General features: G+C 40.8%; 15 protein-coding genes. All 15 read right to left on the bottom strand.

All coding sequences use genetic code 11. The features are described from left to right. Positions 1–4 precede the first annotated feature (4 nt). The 15 genes from OC538_RS16665 to OC538_RS16595 all read right to left on the bottom strand — a co-directional run bounded on the left by OC538_RS16665 (position 5) and on the right by OC538_RS16595 (position 16,771). The gene (locus tag OC538_RS16665) at positions 5–1,018 is read right to left on the bottom strand and encodes an NAD-dependent epimerase (protein WP_262177437.1); all 1,014 of its coding nucleotides are present in this window, start codon (positions 1,016–1,018) and stop codon (positions 5–7) included. Then, positions 1,015–2,814 carry an asparagine synthase (glutamine-hydrolyzing) gene (gene asnB, locus OC538_RS16660; RefSeq protein ID WP_251696772.1) on the bottom strand — a complete coding sequence of 600 codons (1,800 nt, stop codon included), beginning with the start codon at positions 2,812–2,814 and terminating at the stop codon, positions 1,015–1,017. The genes OC538_RS16665 and asnB overlap by 4 nt, the downstream gene beginning before the upstream one ends. A gap of 26 nt (positions 2,815–2,840) precedes the next feature. After that, positions 2,841–4,037: an O-antigen ligase family protein gene (locus OC538_RS16655; protein ID WP_262177434.1), complete on the bottom strand. Its 1,197-nt coding sequence runs from the start codon at positions 4,035–4,037 to the stop codon at positions 2,841–2,843. Positions 4,038–4,114: 77 nt separating this feature from the next. Beyond that, entirely contained in the window at positions 4,115–5,905 is a 1,791-nt protein-coding gene (locus tag OC538_RS16650) for a nucleoside-diphosphate sugar epimerase/dehydratase (RefSeq protein ID WP_316044319.1), read from the bottom strand. Positions 5,906–5,958: 53 nt separating this feature from the next. Further along, positions 5,959–6,726, bottom strand: a complete 768-nt coding sequence (locus tag OC538_RS16645) for a tyrosine-protein phosphatase (RefSeq protein ID WP_251696776.1) — start codon at positions 6,724–6,726, stop codon at positions 5,959–5,961. A 47-nt stretch (positions 6,727–6,773) separates the two neighbouring features. After that, positions 6,774–7,478: a CpsD/CapB family tyrosine-protein kinase gene (locus OC538_RS16640; RefSeq protein WP_316044318.1), complete on the bottom strand. Its 705-nt coding sequence runs from the start codon at positions 7,476–7,478 to the stop codon at positions 6,774–6,776. Then, the gene (locus tag OC538_RS16635) at positions 7,471–8,211 is read right to left on the bottom strand and encodes a Wzz/FepE/Etk N-terminal domain-containing protein (RefSeq protein ID WP_251696879.1); all 741 of its coding nucleotides are present in this window, start codon (positions 8,209–8,211) and stop codon (positions 7,471–7,473) included. Before OC538_RS16635 ends, OC538_RS16640 begins: the two co-directional genes overlap by 8 nt. Positions 8,212–8,461: 250 nt before the next feature. Continuing rightward, complete coding sequence (locus OC538_RS16630) at positions 8,462–9,151, bottom strand: FadR/GntR family transcriptional regulator (RefSeq protein ID WP_262177431.1); 690 nt, start codon at positions 9,149–9,151, stop codon at positions 8,462–8,464. Positions 9,152–9,169: 18 nt separating this feature from the next. Further along, positions 9,170–10,120 carry an ornithine cyclodeaminase family protein gene (locus OC538_RS16625; protein ID WP_251696779.1) on the bottom strand — a complete coding sequence of 317 codons (951 nt, stop codon included), beginning with the start codon at positions 10,118–10,120 and terminating at the stop codon, positions 9,170–9,172. 129 nt (positions 10,121–10,249) lie between these two features. Continuing rightward, positions 10,250–11,716, bottom strand: coding sequence for an alpha-ketoglutaric semialdehyde dehydrogenase GucD (gene gucD / locus OC538_RS16620; RefSeq protein WP_251696781.1), 1,467 nt, complete (start codon positions 11,714–11,716; stop codon positions 10,250–10,252). 12 nt (positions 11,717–11,728) lie between these two features. Beyond that, positions 11,729–12,658 (bottom strand): 5-dehydro-4-deoxyglucarate dehydratase, encoded by a 930-nt coding sequence (gene kdgD, locus OC538_RS16615; protein ID WP_262177427.1) that lies wholly within the window; start codon positions 12,656–12,658, stop codon positions 11,729–11,731. Between the two features lie 136 nt (positions 12,659–12,794). Further along, positions 12,795–14,096 (bottom strand): TRAP transporter large permease, encoded by a 1,302-nt coding sequence (locus tag OC538_RS16610; RefSeq protein ID WP_262177848.1) that lies wholly within the window; start codon positions 14,094–14,096, stop codon positions 12,795–12,797. Positions 14,097–14,098: 2 nt separating this feature from the next. Further along, positions 14,099–14,593: a TRAP transporter small permease gene (locus OC538_RS16605; protein WP_262177424.1), complete on the bottom strand. Its 495-nt coding sequence runs from the start codon at positions 14,591–14,593 to the stop codon at positions 14,099–14,101. 19 nt (positions 14,594–14,612) lie between these two features. Beyond that, positions 14,613–15,617, bottom strand: coding sequence for a TRAP transporter substrate-binding protein (locus OC538_RS16600; RefSeq protein ID WP_251696786.1), 1,005 nt, complete (start codon positions 15,615–15,617; stop codon positions 14,613–14,615). 155 nt (positions 15,618–15,772) lie between these two features. Beyond that, entirely contained in the window at positions 15,773–16,771 is a 999-nt protein-coding gene (locus OC538_RS16595; RefSeq protein WP_251696788.1) for an aminopeptidase, read from the bottom strand. Positions 16,772–16,804 lie beyond the last annotated feature (33 nt).

Genomic DNA, 16,804 nt, shown 5'->3' with positions numbered 1-16,804 from the left:
CCTTTCACAACTTTATTTGATAATACGCCAAATACCAGTCGACAAATTTGCCGACACCATCTTTAATGGATGTTTTCGGTTTGAAAACGATTTCCTTATACAAGTCATCGACATTTGCATAAGTGGCAGGAACATCTCCATCCTGCAATGCCATGAAGTTTTTAATCGCTACTTTTCCTAGTTTTTCTTCAATCGCAGAAATGAAGTCCATCAAGTTCACAGGGCTATTATTTCCGATGTTGTATACTTTGTAAGGGGCATAGCTTGTGCCAGGATCCGGATTTTTCCCAGACCAATCCGGATTAGGCATTGCAGGTTTATGAAGAAGACGGGAAATGGACTCTACAATGTCATCCACATATGTGAAGTCGCGCATCATTTTTCCATTGTTAAATATATCGATCGGCTTACCTTCAATAATGTTTTTTGTAAACTTGAAGAGAGCCATATCCGGTCGCCCCCATGGTCCGTATACCGTAAAGAAACGAAGACCGGTCGTCGGTAAATTGTAAAGGCTGCTATACGTATGTGCCATCAGTTCATTCGCTTTCTTTGTCGCAGCATATAAACTAAGAGGATGATCGACCGTATCGTGCACGGAGAATGGTAATGTCGTATTTGCCCCGTAAACTGAGCTGGACGATGCATATAGTAATTGCTTTACATTATATTGACGACACATTTCCAACACATTGATAAAGCCAACAATATTCGTATCGATATATACGTAAGGATTCTCAATGCTGTATCTCACGCCCGCTTGCGCAGCTAAATTCACAACGATATCGATTTCATTTTCGCTGAATACCGTTTGAACTTTCTTTCGGTCTACCAAATCAGCATGATAAAACTTGAAACATTTATGAGGAATTAGTTTTCCTAAACGCGCTTCCTTTAACGAGGTTTCGTAATAATCGTTCATGTCGTCGAATCCTATGACTTCATGACCCATTAACAACAGTTTTTCTGATAAATGATAGCCAATAAAACCGGAAGAACCCGTAACTAAGATTTTCATTTTTCTCCTCCCTCAACATTTCTAAGGAAGTTTTCATGCCATTTGTGCAAAACAATTAGACTCCATATAAGATTCGCGTGATTTTTTTTACTCTTCATATGTTCTTCAATGATTGTTTCGACTGTATCAAAATGAACGAGATTTACTTTTTCTACTGTTTCTCTCGTCAAAGAGGAAACTACCAATTCTTTTAGTTCGGTCTTGAACCATTCAGCTAATGGGATCTCAAATCCCCTCTTTTTAGCGGTTAGTATTTTATTGGGAAGCAGGTCTGAAAATGTCTCCTTCAAGATGATTTTCCCGTTTGCACGACGCATTTTAAATTTCAATGGAATTTCATATGCTAATTCCACTACTTTATGGTCAAGAAAAGGTGATCGTATTTCCAACCCATTTATTTTGCTCATTCGGTCAGTCTTGACTAACATGTCATTCGGCAAAGCGAATTTGAAGTCTGTATACATCATCCTGTTCACTGACTCATTTGTATTTAAATAAGAGAAGTAGTCAGACAACTGCTCTTCTACCTTAAACCTGTTTATTGATTTATGTTTAACTAATCGGGAAATCTGATCCTGGTCGTATGATTCCATCAATTTAACATGCATTTGAAAAATTTCAGTCGTAGCGCTTCTCGTAAACTTATTTGCTTTCCTAGCAAATGCAGTAATTGGATTTCGTTTGTCTTCCGGAATCAAATGTAAAGGAGCTTCAATTAACTTCTCTCTTATCATCTTTGGTATTTTAGAATACAGTTGTTGGTAATAGACACTTGTGTATTTATTATATCCAGCAAATAATTCATCCCCTCCATCACCGCTTAAAGCGACAGGGGTATGATGTTTAGTGAGTCGGGAAACATAGTAAGTTGGGATCGCGGAAGAATCGGCAAAAGGTTCTTCCAAGTTTTCAATGATTATTTCGATGACTTCATGTAAGTCATCAAATTCGATAAATAGTTCATGATGATTTGTATTATGCAATGCGGAAACAGTCTTTGCTAAAGCTGACTCATCATATTGCTTTTGATCCTTATATCCAATCGTAAACGTATTTACGGGCTTAGTTGACTGTTCAGCCATCAAACCTACAACAATACTCGAATCAATGCCTCCGCTTAAAAAAGCACCAGCCGATTCTTCGCTCTCCATACGCTCTCGAACAGAGCTAGTCAATGTCTCTCTTACTCGTTGTTGTATGGTTCGATAAGGTCCATCTTTTTCGGTAGCATCCGGGTTTACATCCCAATACTTTTTTATTGTTAACGTATCGTTTTCCAAGGAATATTTGATAGAATGCCCCGGCATTAATTGAAAGACATTCTTAAATATTGTCATCGGCTGCGGGATATAATAAAAACGCAAGAAATTCTCTACGGCTTCGTAATTGATTTCTTGTTCGTTATGAGCCATTATCTTTTTCAGTTCGGATCCAAATAGCAACTGATCAAGCCCATTGCAATAATAGTACGGTTTTTTCCCTACTCGATCTCTAACCATTACTAGTTCCTTGTTAGATACATCCCAGATTGCTATCGCAAACGTTCCATGCAAGTAATTAATAAAACCTTCACCGTATTCTTCATATACTTTAAGGATTAGTTCAGAATCCGAATTGGTTTTAAATAGGTAATTATTTTTTTCTAATTTCTTTTTGAGTGCTAGAGCATTGTAAATTTTGCCGTTAAAAGCAATTATTTTAAAATCACTTTCAAATAGCACGTCATTGTCATGAAAATATAATTCAGCGCTTGATTTATTTAAAACACCATTAAAGCCGGCCATTACTAAATCCATCCCTCCCCAAGCAAATAAAAGAAGCTCTACCCGATTTTGCTCCCTACACCGAATCGCATTAATTCCTGTTTATGATTCGTTAACAATAGAAGAAATAACACAAACCAAATAATCGGCTGCCTCATGACATTATGAAAGTTAGAAAAAATTAATACTTGTAGTAATAAAATTAGATAGTGCAAATTTTTTCCGGAATTAATGATCGCCCATAAGAATAGTAATAGGATAACGATTACTCCAAAAAGACCTAACATCGAAAGTAAGTCAATTAACGTATTGTGCGCTTCAAATCCTTCGAATGGAGAGGTTAATCCGGATTGTGATTTAGTTCCATTACCAATTAAAGGTGATTTCAAAAATGCTTTTATTCCGTTTTCCCATAATATAAATCGGATAGATGATTGATTGCTCACTTCATTAAACGAATTTGAAACATTTTTAAAGATGTCTAATGCTATTTTCAGCATACTGACAAGAAATGAAAGCACGAAGATATTTACGATTACCTTAAGGTGATTTTTAAATTTTATCTTTTTGATGAATATAGCGTAACTATAGATAAAAAATGATAGGATCCAAGCTAAAACGAGTGCATCACTTTCGATTTTCAATCCTATCCAGACAACTGCCACGATATTTAAAATGCCTATTGGAATGGATATTCTTTTTCTGCTCATTAAATATAAAGAGATAATTGGTAGGATGAGGGTTAATAAAGCTAATTGATTGGGGTTAAGAGAAAGTCCACTAAATCTAGTTGAGTAATAATAAAAGAAGTCTATATAGAAGAAGTTACGAAAGACCAATAAATACAATAAGCAGAGGTAAATATATGCTTGCGAGTAAATGTAGAAATGTAAAGCAGCCTTTTTTAATACGTTTTGATAGTCGGGTAAATGGACGATTAGAATAATTAATCCGATCGGGAGTAAGTATGCAATTGTATCCCTAAAGTCTATTATTTCAATTGTCCCTTTTAATGCGCCGAACAAATTTGAAATGAAAGCCAATAGTACAAATGAATATAAAAGAGAAACAAGTTTAATGCTTTTTTCAGTTACATATATCTTTTGGTTTTTGGCCAGTTGGATGATCAGGAGTATCGCTGTGATGAGTAATAACAGTTCCCCTATACCAACAGGACCAATAAACCTTATTTTCGTAAAGGTAGTAAAGCTTAATGCGATGCCAAGAAGGATGGGAATCATTTTGTTTGAATTCATTATGATTCTCCCTCGTTCGTCGAATGATTTTTTCACGAATCCCCTATGCTGCCCCATTCAATCAATGGATATTTGTTTTATGCTTCAGTCGTTTTATGGTTAGCTAAGTCAATCAACTTCTTCTTCATCTCATCTGTCGGAATCTCCAGGAGTTTTTCAAGCACGATGTTCAATTCCTTCTTGCTCATTGGTGCTGACTTCCCTACATAAATCTTAGGGAAAATTTGATCGTTTTGAATTTCATCTTCATTTAACAGCTCTTCAAAAAGTTTTTCGCCTGGACGAATTCCGGTGAAAATGATATCGATTTCATCTTCTCGATACCCCGAGAGTTTAATCAAGTTCTTCGCCAGGTCGACTATTTTGACCGGTTCACCCATGTCGAGTACAAAAACCGCCCCCTCCATAGCGAGCGTACCAGCCTGAATGACAAGTTGAGAAGCTTCGGGGATTGTCATAAAATATCTTGTCATCTCAGGATCTGTGATAGTAATTGGGCCGCCTTGCTTAATTTGCTCTTTAAACAACGGGACTACACTTCCGCGAGACCCTAACACATTCCCAAAACGCACTGCAGCAAACTTCGTTTTACTCTCTTTCGCAAGGTTCTGCACAATCATCTCAGCGAATCGTTTCGACGCACCCATAATATTCATAGGGTTAACTGCTTTGTCGGTCGAGACCATGACAAAATAGGAGACGTCAAATGCATCTGCCGCTTCAGCGACATTTTTCGTGCCGAATATGTTGTTTTTGACGGCTTCTGTTGGGTTTTCTTCCATTAAAGGGACATGTTTATATGCTGCTGCATGATAGATGACATCCGGCTTGAACTCACTGACTACGTCAAAAATCCTCATTCGGTCTTTGATATCAGCAATCACTGGAATGATGGTTGTAGAAAACTCTATACTCTTTCGTAATTCCATGTCTATGTTATAGATTGAGTTTTCACCATGGCCTAAAAGTATGATGTTCTTAGGCTTGAATTTACTCACTTGCCGACAAATTTCTGATCCTATTGACCCTCCCGCGCCTGTGACGAGAATTGTTTTATTTGAAAGCTTTTCTTCGATTGCTTTCAAGTCGAGCTCAACTTCTTCTCTACCGAGGAGATCTTCTATTTTCACGTCGCGCATGTCAGTGACGGAAACTTTTCCAGTCATCAAGTCCTCGATGCGTGGTATTGTCATTGTCTTCACACCGGTTTCAATACAGATTTTCAACAGATCCAACATAACCTGTTTCGCAAGGGAAGGAATAGCTATTACTATCTTTTCAATTTCATATTCTTTTACTAGTTTTGGAATATCCTTTGTACCGTGTACGACTTTCAAGCCGTAAATCTCCAATCCACTTTTAGAGCGATTATCGTCAACGAAGAGTATGGGTTTCATTCCTGATTCGGGGTTCTGAAGGACTTGGCGAGCTATCATTGTCCCTGCCTTGCCTGCTCCGACAATCATTATGCGGGTTGTCTCGATGTTCTTTTGTCGGTTGACCGTGTCACGCATGAGTCGAAAAGAGAATCTCGATCCGCCGATTAAAAGAATATGTATCATCCATGTAAGAATGAGTGCCCTAAAGGATACTTCATGCATAAGGACAAATTGGACGATCATGACAACTGTAATGGTCATTGTTACTGCCTTCAAAATCGAATACAGCTCCCCAGTGGAAGCATAGGACCAGTCTTTCCTATAGAGTCCAAACTTCCATGCGAAGAAGTGATGTCCAATTTGAATTGTGACGACACTTATAAAGAGCATTTTGTTTGTAAATACATTGATGTAAGGATGCAAGATGAAATACCCGACATAGATTGAAAATAGGACGATAAGGGAATCGACAATTGCTAATATACTCATTCTCATTCTCATTCTGATTAACACGAGACCCCCCCTGAGTTCTATACTGGATTTTAGTTGATTGGTTTCCACCATTTTTTCATTGCCGGAATTTCCGGCTCTAGAATGATGAAAGGTTCGTCTGTTAAAATACGTTTGTTGTTCTTTAGTAAGATGTCAATACTATCAAGTTTTTTCTTTTTTTCTAGATAGTTGAGTCCTGCAATGAACAATAATGGTCTTGTTTTTGTATCATGAACATCCGATCCATATGTATGGATTAAATTCGCTTCGACGAGTTGAATTGAAAGTCTTTGAACACTTTTCCCGAACTGACCTGATAGGCTACCTGCATTCACCTGTGCAAGGGCACCATGCCGGATTAGCCGTTCGAGTCGCGCGGGCTTCTCAGCAATGGCTCTATTCCGTTCGGGGTGTGCAATAATTGGTGAAACTCCGTTTTCAAGCATTGATTGTATGACACTTTCTGTATAAAGCGGGATAGATTGTGATGGCAATTCGAGTAGTAGATAACGCGATCCTGCTAGCGTCATCGCTTCACCCTTTATGACGTTTTCTACGACATGTTCATGGAGCCTCACTTCCTGTCCGGTGTGAAGATTGATTGGATACCCCCCTGCTTGCAAACAATCTGTAAGAAGTCGAATTTGCCCTTTGATTTCCTCTTTTGGGACATGGTAATGAGGACTGAATGCATGTGGTGTTGCAATCATATCTGTAATTCCTTCCTTCGCTGCTCTTTCCACAATTCGTATTGTATCCTCTATTGTTTTCGGTCCATCGTCTACACCAAATAAGATGTGGCAGTGAACGTCAATCATTCATTTCACCTCCCTAGCAATAATAGAGTAAAGATTGACACGGCCAATTACTCTTTAGCACTATTGTAGTTGTAATAGTAATGGTCTTTTTCAAGTTTGTAATTGTTCAAAATGACTCCTAAGACATTAGCCTTAGAATTCTCCAACAATCCCTTCGCCTTTTTAGCATTGTTTTTCTCAGTTTCTCCAGAACTGACGACTAAAATTGTTCCATCACATTTATTTGAAAGAATTTGGGCGTCAGCAACTAAAAGAATCGGAGGTGCGTCGATGATGATAATGTCATACTTCGACTTCATTTCAATGATCAGATCTTCCATCACTTTTGAACTAAGGAGTTCGGCGGGGTTTATAGGCATCTTCCCACAAGTAACAAGTTCCAGCCCTTTGAAATGGGTTCTCTTGATTACCTCGTCCAAACCCCTCTGTTTTGTTAATAAATGGGAGAGACCAGGCGAGATTGTCGATTTAAACGTATAATGTGTCGTAGGTTTTCTCATATCCGCATCAACTAGAAGTACTCTCTTCCCAGCTTGCGCGAAAACAATGGCGACGTTTGCTGCCATTGTCGACTTACCTTCCCCAGAGGAAGAAGAAGTGAAAAGAAGAGTCTTTACCTTTTTGTCAGGACTCAAAAAATTAATATTCTCTCGAATCATTCTGAATTGTTCTAAAGTAATGGACTTAGGCGCATCTCTCGTAACAAGTTTTCGTGACGCTGTTTGCGTGTTTTTCTTTCTCTTCTTAAACACCCTGCCTTCCCCTTCTCCATATCCGACCTAATAACCCTTTTATTTTATTGACATCCACTTCTGAAATCGGACTTACAATCCCAATAACCGGAAATCCTAATAATTCTTCAATGTCACGCTCGGTTTTAACCGTCATATCTAAATAATTTATGAGGAACGCCATTCCTACTCCTATCATCAATCCACTGACAGCCGCGATTGTCATATTAAGCAACGGATTTGGCTTAGCAGGTGTTGGATTCTCGAGATAGACAGCCGGCGAGAGGATGTAAACGTTATTAACGTTCATTAGTATTTGGATTTCCTCTTGGAGAACTTCTACAATTGTATTGGCTATATCTACAGATCTATAATGTTCCGGATCGTTAACACTAATTTTTATCACTTGGGAGTCTTGTGTAGTTTCGACCTTTATCTTTTTTTCAAGTTTAGCCGGTGTTGTATCCAAGTCCAGATTTTCAATGACCTTCGTGAGAATTGCGGGGCTTTTGATAATGACGGTATATGTATTAATGAGTTGAATATTCGTCTGAATATCCTGCGCATTAACTTGGATTTGTTCCGTCTGTTTTTGATTGATAAGGATTTGTGTTGACGCTTGGTAAATAGGTGTCAAGAAAAGGTAACTTATAATTCCAGATAGTATCACTGCTAATAGGGCCGTACTAATTATGAATACGGACCGCCTTTTTAAGACTCTAAACAAATCATGTAGACTGATCGTTTCTTCAATAGGCATAATACTCCCCTTTACAGCGGATTGTCATAGCTCTGCTGAATCCCTCTTTGCCACAAGACGTTCATCCTTCATGTTATTCAACTTGAATGTCATTTGACACAGTTTTATTCGTAAACATTTATGAACAGTTCCCTATAAAATTTTCCCAACAACGAAAAAAGCAGGAACGGGGAAATAATCCGTCCCTGCTTGCATTATAAAACCATTAAAAAAGCCCGCAGCAAAATGCGGACTCCTTCCCTACCTATTCTCTTTCAATGCTATCCAAGAGTTTCGCCCTTACAAAGCTCAAATGCTTATACATCTGTTTGAATGCTTCATATGGATCCCTGTTTTTCAGCGCCTCGTAGATTGCTAAATGATGTTCCACAGTGACATCAGGTTCACGGTACGGAATTAGGCTATCCGTTTTTTCGTGGGAAATCAGCAGAGATTCTATCATTCCTTCAACGACCGGGTTGTTGGCGCTTTGTGCGATGATTCGATGGAATTCCTTATCCAATTGACCATAGTCGCCTTCTGGATTGGCTTGGATACTGTCGATGGTTTCCTTTAACAGCTCGAGCTTGTCGTCTGTTATTTTTTCGGCGGCGATGGTGACAAGTCCCAACTCCAAAGACATACGGGCTTCAATAACTGCTGGAACATTATTGATGGATAAGGCGAGCATCACTTTGAACGGGTTGCTGCCGACTTTTTCGTTGACAAATGTCCCTCCGCGGGGCCTTCTCGTAATTATTTCCAAGGTCTCGAGCGAGCTAAGAGCTTCACGTAGCACTGGTCGGCTCACATCGAATTGCTCCATCAGATTCATTTCCGCTGGTAACTTATCTCCAGGCTTCAATTGTCCATTCATGAGCAGTTGGACAATCTGTTCCAATACCAATTGTGAAAGGGTGCTTCTGCGGACTGTATCCATTTTATATTCTTTCATAGGCTCCTCCTTTCATTTCTAAATTGCTTTTACAGTGCTCGTCATTCGTTCATATACCAATTTCGCCGTTAGGATGTCAAGAATGGAGATGCCTACAGACTTGAATAGCGTTGTTTTTTGCTTCATCTCATCGTTTTCCCCACCTTGTACAAGGCTTTTCAGTTCAGGGACCGTCTCCTCACTATGGCCGAATTCTCTGGCTTTCCTCATCTCGCCGCACTCGGAAAACGCGGCGTGCGTATCGACGTAGAGGTGATCCACTTCTTTGATGATTGCGTCAGGAATTTCCTGCATGAATGATTTGAACGCACCTGAACCTGCGAAATGCTTTCCAGTCAGGTCCACGGATCCATCATAAGGAATGACTGGGTCAGTTGAAGTTGTTGTCGTAATGATGAGTTGTGCTTCTGACAAAATCGTTTCAGGAGTAGAAATTTCAAAGCGAATTGCTGGGAACTCCTTTTTCGCTCTCTCCATAAAAGGATGAAGTCTTTCCTGACTACGATTATACACCAAAACCCGCTTTATTTGTCTGACAGCACATGCTGCCTGTAAATGACTCCACCCTTGGTCTCCTGTCCCGATTACACCAACCGTATCCGCCTCATTTGCCGCCAAGTATTTCATACCCACCCCACTGACAGCACCGGTCCTCATGGCAGTAATCGTTCGAGCGTCCATTATAGCAAGCGGTTTCATTGTCTTCCTATCATTCAATAAAAAGATGCCCCGTAACGTCGCTTCACCGATTGCGGCATTTCCAGGCGCGATTCCAATTACTTTCGCCCCAAAATAATCCTCGTAAAAAGACGGCATGAGCAAAGCGGAATTGTCGTCGTCATTGATGAACAAACGATCTGGAATTAACGATCTGCTCTCACCGTCATTCAAATAATACTCTTCGATTGTATCGATAATATCTTTCACTGTAATGAGGCTTCTGATTTCTTGTTCGTCAATAAAACGCATTGGTATCCTCCTCAATAGTAGGTTTTCTCTATAAACAGAAGAGAGACCAACGAGTTTCGCTGGCCTATCCTTTGATATTTTAAAGACAAGGAGTTAGACGATCTATCGCATTACTCCTGCTTTGTCATCTTATTTGATAAACACTGTTTTAATCGCTGTATAGAATTCTTTTGCAGCTTGACCTTGCTCGCGTGAATGGGAACTGGATTGCTTCATGCCGCCGAACGGAGCTTGCAGTTCAACTCCGGCACTTTCCGCATTGATACGAACCAAACCTGCGTCCATTTCATTGATGAACGCCAGCATATTGCTAATGTTCGTTGTGAAAATGGAAGCACTTAACCCGTATTCCGAGTCATTTGCCAATTCAAGCGCCTCTTCGATCGTCTCCACTTTCATCAGGGCAAGGACCGGGCCAAAAATCTCTTCCCTCGCGAGTGACATAGTAGAAGATACATCTTCAAAAACTGTCGGCTCCACGAAGTAGCCATTCAATCCTTCTTTCTTCACTTCGTTTCCACCGAGGAGAAGTGTGGCCCCTTCCGCTTTCCCTTTTTCAATCGCGGAAAGCACTGTGTCCAACTGACTTTGACTGGAACTTGGACCCATCCACGTTCCTGCATCCATGCCGTCTCCGACAGTGATTTTCGCCACTTCTTCAAGTAGTTTCCCTTTAAAGTCCTCATAGACATCCTGTTGAACGATGACCCGGCTTGTCGCTGTACATTTTTGTCCGGATGATTTTAATCCTCCGCTGATCGTAGCTTCAACCGCCAAATCTAGATCTGCATCATTTGCAACAATTACAGGGTTTTTCCCACCCATTTCAAGTTGATATTTAATGCCTCTGGAAACGGCGATTTGTGCCAGTTGTTTGCCAACCGTATTCGAACCTGTGAATGTAATGGCGTCAATTTCTTTATGGTTCGCCATTTCCGGCCCGATAAGAGATCCGGATCCTGTAACCAAGTTCACTACGCCGGCTGGAATGCCTGCGTCATGTAAGCACTCGATGATTTTCGCACTCGTCACCGCTGTCTCACTTGCCGGTTTAAGGACAACAGCGTTTCCATAGACGAGAGCAGGCGCCATTTTCCAAATCGGAATGGCTACCGGGAAGTTCCATGGTGTTATGACGCCGACAACCCCTACTGGAACTCTCGTCGTGAACATCAAAGCTTCACTGTCAGTTGAAGGGATCACATCGCCTACCGACCGCATTCCCTCACCTGCATAATAACGTAGAATCGCTACGCCACGAGCCGTTTCGCCTTTCGCTTCCGGTAAAGTCTTACCCATTTCGAGAGTCATCGCTGTTGCAATGTCTTCGATACGCTCTTCCATAATGGAAGCAGCTTTCAACAAATAATCTCCCCGTACATTACCGGTCAGCTTGCGCCATGCTTTTTGGGCTCTGCGTGCAGCAGATGCCGCCTTGTCGAAATCACTGCTGTTGGAAAGCTGATAAGCACCAACAACTTCGTCTTTTCGAGCCGGATTTTTACTGACGCCTGTTTTGCCTGTTTCAGACGCGACCCATTCACCGTCAATGTAATTCAAGTAGGTTTTTGTTTTTGCTTCTGTTGTAGTTGTCATAATTTCCTCCTATTAGACCGCTGTAACTTTAGCAGGGTATTTTTCCAAAGCCTTTTCGATAATGACTTTCAACTCTTCGTAATGCCCTTCTTCGACAGGAGCAATTGGTGCGCGAACGTTCGTAGTGACAGGAAGACCGACGATTTTCATGCCCGCTTTGATCAGCGAAACAGCATAGCCTTTCTTCTGTTTACGGATACGGTGAATTGGGAAAATAACATCCTTATACAATTCATTCACCAATTCTTTGTCATCGCTAAGAAGTGCCTCATAGTATTTTGCTGAAATGTGAGGGATATAGTTGGAAATCGCTGACGAATACGATGTGAATCCTAGGTTCACATACGCTGCCATCGTCACTTCCGCAAGCGGCATTCCGTTGATCCACTCCAGACGGTCCCCGATTAGGTGTGTGAATTCCACGTTCTTTTCCATATTTCCAATACCGTCTTTAAACCCGACGAGTTGCGGTAGTTCGCACAGCTTTTGAAGTGTTTCAGCTTCAAAAATACAATTGTCGCGCTGATAGACGATCGCATTCAAATCCGAGCTTTGAATAATTTCTTTCAAGTAATTGTAAATGCCATCCTGTGATGGTTCGATCAAGTACGGCGGTAAGATCAAGTACCCTTCTACGCCAAGCTCTTCAGAAATCCGCACCTGCTCCAACGCGTGCGTAATGTTGCCGCCGACTCCTGTATAGAGAGGAACCTTCCCTTTTGTCTTTTCAACAGCCACTTCTACCATGGATCTATATTCTTCATTGCTTATCGCATGCAATTCACCCGCGCCACAAGCTACAAAAACTGAAGATAACCCTTCTTCCACTAAGAACTCAATATTCTTCCCCAGTCCAACTAAATCCAATTTACCTTCTGCATCCATTGGTGCTACGGGAAACCCTAATATTCCTTTCGGTGCCTTTGCTCTTGACGTTGCCATGTAAATTCCACCCTTCAAATATAATAGTGACTTTCTATATGTCTTATTGTAAGACAATTAAACTAGTCTGTCAAATGCTATTTTCATAAATTCAGAAAATAATGGTTACCAGCTGAATGGATTCACTTAATTCGGATTACCGATATCCAGCCAATGATGGTAAGAATGTTGAAAACCACGGCATGTAAGTTATTAACATCAACACTACGAAAATAGCACCGTAAAAGCGCAATAAATGCGGCAAAACCTTTTCAAGCTTTCGATCGGCCACTTTAATGCCGGCGAATAGAATATTACCGACAGGTGGAGTAATTGTTCCAATGCATAGATTGAACGTAAGCATAATTCCAAAATGCAAAGGTGTCATTCCTAACGCCAAACAGACAGGAAGTAAAATTGGCGTGAAGATTAAAATCGCAGGTGTTAAATCCATGAACGTTCCGACGAACAGCAATAGAATATTGATTGCGAGCAAAATAATGATTGGATTGTCTGATATCCCCAAAATTGCATCAGCCAAGAAGTTTGGAATCCCCGTAAACGACATGACCCAACCTAAAATATTTGACGCACCAATTAAAAACATGATGATCGCCGACAACTTTGCACTATCAATTAAAATGCTATACAATTCTTTTATTTTTAATGTTTTATAAAAGATCGTTGATAACAGCAAACTGTAAACGACTGCAATTGCAGCACTTTCTGTAGCCGTAAATATACCGCCGACAATTCCGCCGATAACGATAATGATCAATAATAAGCTTGGAATTGCTTCCAGTGTTACTGTAAAAAACTCCTTTAGGGAGATAGGTGTTTTATCAACGTAGCCATTTTTTTTCGTGTAAAAAAATGCAACAACCATACAGCTAAGCCCCCATAGTACGCCGGGAATCACCCCGCCAAGGAAAAGAGCCGCCACTGAAGTTCCCCCACTGATCAACGCATAGGTGATCAAAGCTGTACTTGGAGGGATCAATAAGCCCGTTGGTGCAGTTGCGATGTTAATGGCAGCCGTGAAGTCGCTGTCATACCCTTTCTTTTTCTGAATAGGGCTCATTATTGTCCCCATTGCAGATACTGCAGCTGTCCCGGAACCGGAGACTGATCCGAACAACATATTCGCTACAACGTTCGTATGAGCTAATGAGCCGGGAATCCTCCCCGTCAAAGCTGTCGCAAAATTGATGAGCCGGAGCGCAATCCCTCCTTTATTCATTATATTTCCGGCTAAAATAAAGAAAGGAATTGCCAATAAGGTGAAAATGTTAATTCCTTGAAACATCTTTAACGCGGAAGAAGGAACAGCTGATGAAAAACCTAATGATTGTGTAATGGCTAATATCGATGCAACAACCAATGTAATTCCAATTGGGACACCTAAGAGTAATAAAACAGCCAGTGTCACAAGAATCAATAGAGCTGCTGAAGCTGCTATACTCATTGGAATTCCTCCTTTCCATCTCCGTTATACTCTTGGACAGCTTGGATAATATTCAAGATGTTGTAAGCGATAATCAATATCCCGCTGATCGGAAGAATCATATAAATCCAATCCAATGTTATGTTTAGAGTAGGCGAAGCCTGTATGGCACCCACTCCTACAAAATCCTTTCCTCCCATTAGAAAGACAATGACTGCAATGACCATAATCAGCAATTCCGTAAAGATGGATAGCGCTAGACCCCATGCTCCTGTTAACTTATCTGGAATAATGGACAATCGCATATGATCTTTTTTCCCAAATACAAGTGCAGCGCCAAGCAAGGATACCCATACAAATGAATAGCTCAACAAATCCTCCGACACTGTGCTAGGAGTTTTAAAGGCATATCGTGTAATCACTTGGTACGTTGCTAGAAATGTCATGAAAGCTAAGAGGAAAGCACATATCCCAGCAAGCGATTTATCTAAAATGCTTCTCACCTTGATCATCGTTATCATCTTCTTTCCATTAGTTCTGGATTTGTTGAACCAGGTCATACAACTCTTGCAATTTTGGATTCCCCTTCAACAAAGCTTCTTTGACAGGCTGCTGCATTTCTTCGAAGGGTTTTTTGTCGACGGTAATAAACTCGACGCCCATTTCTTCTGCTTCCTCAATCGCTTCTGCAATTTGATTGTCCCATTCTCCGTTGGCAACTTGTGTACTTAACTTGAACGCTTCTTGAAACACTTCTTTTTCATCCGTCAAGGAATCCATGAATTTCGTACTTACGACGAACACGTCTGTAAAGATTTGGTGTTCCGTACGTGAATAGTATTTTGCCACTTCCCCATGTTTCATTTTCACAAGTGCCATCTCAGGATTCGTTCCAGCGTCAATGACACGATTCTGCAGGGCGGTATATACTTCTCCGTACGCCATAACGACTGCCGCTGCATTAAAGCCTTGAACCATCTTCACATTCGCTTCACTGGACTGAACACGAATCTTCAATCCTTTGAGGTCTTCGGGCTTTTCAACTCTCTTTGAGGCGTAGATATTATTTACGCCATTAGCAAACCAGGTAACGCCCTGAATGCCCTTATCGACCGTTGAGTTGTAAATCTCATTGACAAACTCTTCATTCTCCATGACTTCTCGGAAACTAGCTTCATCGTTAAACAAGTATGGTAAGCTGAAAATCTTATATTCATCTGCAAATGCTTCTAGATTGCTTCCACTCGTCACAACCATGTCCAACGAGCCCATCTGCAGTAATTCAAGCACTTCAGAATTTCCGCCAATAACCCCATTATGGAAAATCCTCACCTCGTACCGGTCCCCCAGATTTTCCTCCACATGTTCTTTGAATGCCTGTAAACCAAGTGCTATCGGGTGGTCATCGGGCTGTACGGTTGCAATGCTGATAATTCGTTTACTCCTTAATTCTTCACTACTCACCGAAGTGGAACACCCGGCTAAGGCTAGCATTAAGATCATGCATAAAACGGCAGCTGAATATTTTCTAATCATCCTCATATCCTCACCCTTGTATGATTATTTCCGAATCAAGTATCCATGTAAGCGCTTACCAACTGGAGCGGACGAATTACTGGCAACCTCTTAGTACGTCCTGTTGTCTTCTATTGAGAAAACCACTTTGTATACTAAGAGGTTTTATTCATCTATTAGACAAGCAATTCTCCGTCTTTCATAATAACTCGGCCATCAATCTCACAAGTCACCGTTTTTATTACCATATCAAGATGCAGCGGCGAATTGACATGACCGCCAAAGTTCAAGTTCTTACCGATTCCAATATGGATGTTGCCGAAAGAGCCTTCGTCAGGTGCCATATGGCCGCAAAGGATATTTTCTTTGTTCAACCCAAGTCCCAGTTCAGCAATATTGTAGACTGTCGGATCATTGAATTCCGCCAATAGTTTACGTAAAATATCCGCCTCGCGACCACCTTGTATTTCTGTAATGAAGCCATCCTTAACGACGCATGTGATCGGTTCTTCAATAAGGTTCAATAATGGATGTGGAATGCTGCCGTCAAACACTAATACACCATTGGCAGTTCCTTCAACCGGTCCCAATGCAACTTCTGCGTTTGGAGGAAACGAAGCAGCTCCAGGCACAGTGGCTGTCCCATGATCCAATACAGGGTCTCTTCCTTCAATGCTGCACACCATATGCGTTCCGCCAGGGGCAGTAAGTGTGAACGTTTTTCCTTTATAATGAGGAGCAACTCGATTGACCACTTCAGTAACTTCATCAAAATCTGCAGTTAATCCACCTTCTTCAAACATGTGAAGAGCATAGTCTTGTAGCCCAATCCAACGCAGACGACCGTTCTTACTAGCATCTAATCTCGCTTTTGAATGATACATCGAATACGTTGTCGCTCCAAAAGCCACATCACAATTATTCATGGCAGCTCGTACAGCTTCCGTCGGTTCGGCTCCATGCCCTTCTCTTGTAGGCATTACCATCAAGGTCGTTTCAAAAAACTCTTTTGCATGTTTGTAAACAAATTCACCGATTTCCAACTTGTTTTCATCGGTAATGACGAGCACCTTTTCTCCTTCTTTTAAATGCGTAATACTCGTAAATAATTGTTTAATCCCGAGTGGTAAATCTTCCAGCATTTCTGTCCTTGATTTTACTAATACATTTTCCATAATTATTTTCCCCTTTTCATTTTCAATTTCATT

Origin of the sequence: Saccharococcus sp. Marseille-Q5394 (assembly GCF_946901335.1) — a bacterium.
Taxonomy (GTDB): domain Bacteria; phylum Bacillota; class Bacilli; order Bacillales_A; family Planococcaceae; genus Sporosarcina; species Sporosarcina luteola_C.
This window is presented reverse-complemented; position numbering and strand designations above follow the sequence as displayed.

What these genes read in the sequence shown, in the direction of transcription:
- OC538_RS16600 (WP_251696786.1), bottom strand. Translation starts at nt 15,617, where the DNA reads ATGATTAGAAAATATTCAGCTGCCGTTTTATGCATGATCTTAATGCTA.
- OC538_RS16630 (WP_262177431.1), bottom strand. Translation starts at nt 9,151, where the DNA reads ATGAAAGAATATAAAATGGATACAGTCCGCAGAAGCACCCTTTCACAA.
- OC538_RS16655 (WP_262177434.1), bottom strand. Translation starts at nt 4,037, where the DNA reads ATGAATTCAAACAAAATGATTCCCATCCTTCTTGGCATCGCATTAAGC.
- OC538_RS16595 (WP_251696788.1), bottom strand. Translation starts at nt 16,771, where the DNA reads ATGGAAAATGTATTAGTAAAATCAAGGACAGAAATGCTGGAAGATTTA.
- gucD (WP_251696781.1), bottom strand. Translation starts at nt 11,716, where the DNA reads ATGACAACTACAACAGAAGCAAAAACAAAAACCTACTTGAATTACATT.
- OC538_RS16645 (WP_251696776.1), bottom strand. Translation starts at nt 6,726, where the DNA reads ATGATTGACGTTCACTGCCACATCTTATTTGGTGTAGACGATGGACCG.
- OC538_RS16650 (WP_316044319.1), bottom strand. Translation starts at nt 5,905, where the DNA reads ATGAGTATATTAGCAATTGTCGATTCCCTTATCGTCCTATTTTCAATC.
- OC538_RS16665 (WP_262177437.1), bottom strand. Translation starts at nt 1,018, where the DNA reads ATGAAAATCTTAGTTACGGGTTCTTCCGGTTTTATTGGCTATCATTTA.
- kdgD (WP_262177427.1), bottom strand. Translation starts at nt 12,658, where the DNA reads ATGGCAACGTCAAGAGCAAAGGCACCGAAAGGAATATTAGGGTTTCCC.
- OC538_RS16625 (WP_251696779.1), bottom strand. Translation starts at nt 10,120, where the DNA reads ATGCGTTTTATTGACGAACAAGAAATCAGAAGCCTCATTACAGTGAAA.
- asnB (WP_251696772.1), bottom strand. Translation starts at nt 2,814, where the DNA reads ATGGATTTAGTAATGGCCGGCTTTAATGGTGTTTTAAATAAATCAAGC.
- OC538_RS16605 (WP_262177424.1), bottom strand. Translation starts at nt 14,593, where the DNA reads ATGATCAAGGTGAGAAGCATTTTAGATAAATCGCTTGCTGGGATATGT.